The organism is Candidatus Darwinibacter acetoxidans (assembly GCF_041936445.1).
Taxonomy (GTDB): domain Bacteria; phylum Bacillota; class Limnochordia; order Darwinibacteriales; family Darwinibacteriaceae; genus DTU010.
Genome location: NZ_JBHGXH010000196.1, coordinates 1 through 1,652 on the forward strand (window position 1 = coordinate 1; position 1,652 = coordinate 1,652).

General features: G+C 60.7%; 4 protein-coding genes. All 4 read left to right on the forward strand.

What is annotated here, in order from left to right:
- Nucleotides 1-790, forward strand: a 790-nt coding sequence (locus ACE4YL_RS07465) for an RNA-directed DNA polymerase (RefSeq protein WP_461369442.1), incomplete at its 5' end; no start/stop codon positions are given.
- On the forward strand, nt 787-996 hold the full coding sequence (locus tag ACE4YL_RS07470; protein WP_461369443.1) for a hypothetical protein: 210 nt from the start codon (nt 787-789) through the stop codon (nt 994-996). The genes ACE4YL_RS07465 and ACE4YL_RS07470, both read left to right, overlap by 4 nt.
- Before the next feature lie 2 nt (nt 997-998).
- A complete protein-coding gene (locus tag ACE4YL_RS07475; protein WP_461369444.1) occupies nt 999-1,217 on the forward strand; it encodes a hypothetical protein in 219 nt (72 codons plus the stop codon).
- 122 nt (nt 1,218-1,339) lie between these two features.
- On the forward strand, nt 1,340-1,652 hold a 313-nt coding region (locus tag ACE4YL_RS07480; protein ID WP_461369445.1), incomplete at its 3' end, for a hypothetical protein.

Sequence of the window (1,652 nt, forward strand, 5' to 3'; positions counted from 1 at the left end):
CAGGATCGTGCACCAGGTAGTCTCAGGCGCGATCCTCCCGTGTTGGTTGCCGACATTCATCAGGGATACCTATGCCTGCCTGACGGAGCGTGGTACCCACGTCGCCGTTGACCGGCTGCAGCAGTTCATGCGCCGACACCCAGAAGGCTCCGGCTACGTGCTCCAGTTGGATGTCAAGTCGTACTTCGCGAGCATCGATCACGAGATCCTGCTATCCTTGATCGCGAAGCGGATCCGGGACCCGCAGATGATGCACTTGATCCGCCTGATCGTCGAGAGTTACGAGGATTCGCCCGGCACCGGTATCCCGCTCGGGAATCTGACGTCGCAGGCCTTCGCGAACATCTACCTGCATGAACTAGACATGTTCGCGAAGCATGGGCTCCGGGTAAAGGAATACCTCCGCTACATGGACGACATCACGCTCGTGCACGCGGACAAAGCCCAACTCTGGGCCTGGCGTGACGAGATTGAGGCATTCCTAACGGACCGGCTCCATCTGCGGCTCCACCCAGTCAAGCAGACGCTGACTCCAGTCGATTCCGGCGTCAAGTACCTCGGATACATGGTCTATAGAGACCACATCCGAGTCCTGGCACGGAATGTCCGGCGAGTCCACAAACGCCTGAGACAGATGGAGGCTGGGACGTTCGAGGGTGACGCCCGGGCGTCGATATCGTCCTGGATCGGGTATACGATGCACGCGGATTGCTACGGTCTCAACTGCCAGATCGCCGAACGGCATCCATTTCTGCGGGTCGCTTTTGGTCCAATCGAGGCAAAATCATGACAGCAAAACAGATTATGAGGGTCCACACGGCCGCTGGCGTCGAGGAGATCGACGCGGACCGGCTCCTGGTACAGAACGACGAATACGTCCTCTTCCGCGGGGAGGAGGAGATCCGGCGGGTGCCGATCGCCGATATCCTATCGGAGACCGACCCCGAGACCGGGGAAGAGCGCGGAGGCATCGAGACGATCTATAGCAGGAGTTAACAATGATCTCCCAGTTCCCGATCCGGTTCGGCCGCATGGGGGCGACACAGGGGCGGGGGTTGGCGTTCCGGGCCTCCCGGGTGCCGGCAGCGTTCGACCGGGCAGAGTATGATGTGACGCGGGAGATTGCGTTCCGCGCGACGGCGGCGTTCGCGCAACTCTACGCGGAGGCCTATCCGGACGTCTCCGGCGGCGTCAACATAACGTTTGAGGAGATATAGATGGCCGTCGATATCGAAATCCAGCAAGCCGGGACGTGGCCGACATACCGACTGACCCTGACCCGGCGGTGGCGGGACGCCTTACTGGAGCTGGGACTATGATGCTATACAGGAGTCTAAACATGACTGTCAAACTCAACGCAAAAGGGTATGAGGCGCTCCGTGAGCGCACCCCGGTTATCGAATGGTACGCTGAACTCCAGACGGCCAACGGAACGCCGGTCTGCGATCGGTTCGCTCTGGCTACACATCGCACGTCGGCCGAGAACGTCACGCCGATGACGTTCTCGTTCCCCATTACGGGTGCGGACTGCGTCTCGCTCCCTTCACAGATCGAGAAGGTGCAACTCTTCGAGGCCGCGAGTGGGGGAGAACCGCTCTCCGCTGCTGAGAGCGTCGAACCCCTTCTCCTGTTCCTCGTGGGGGATGCCGGGG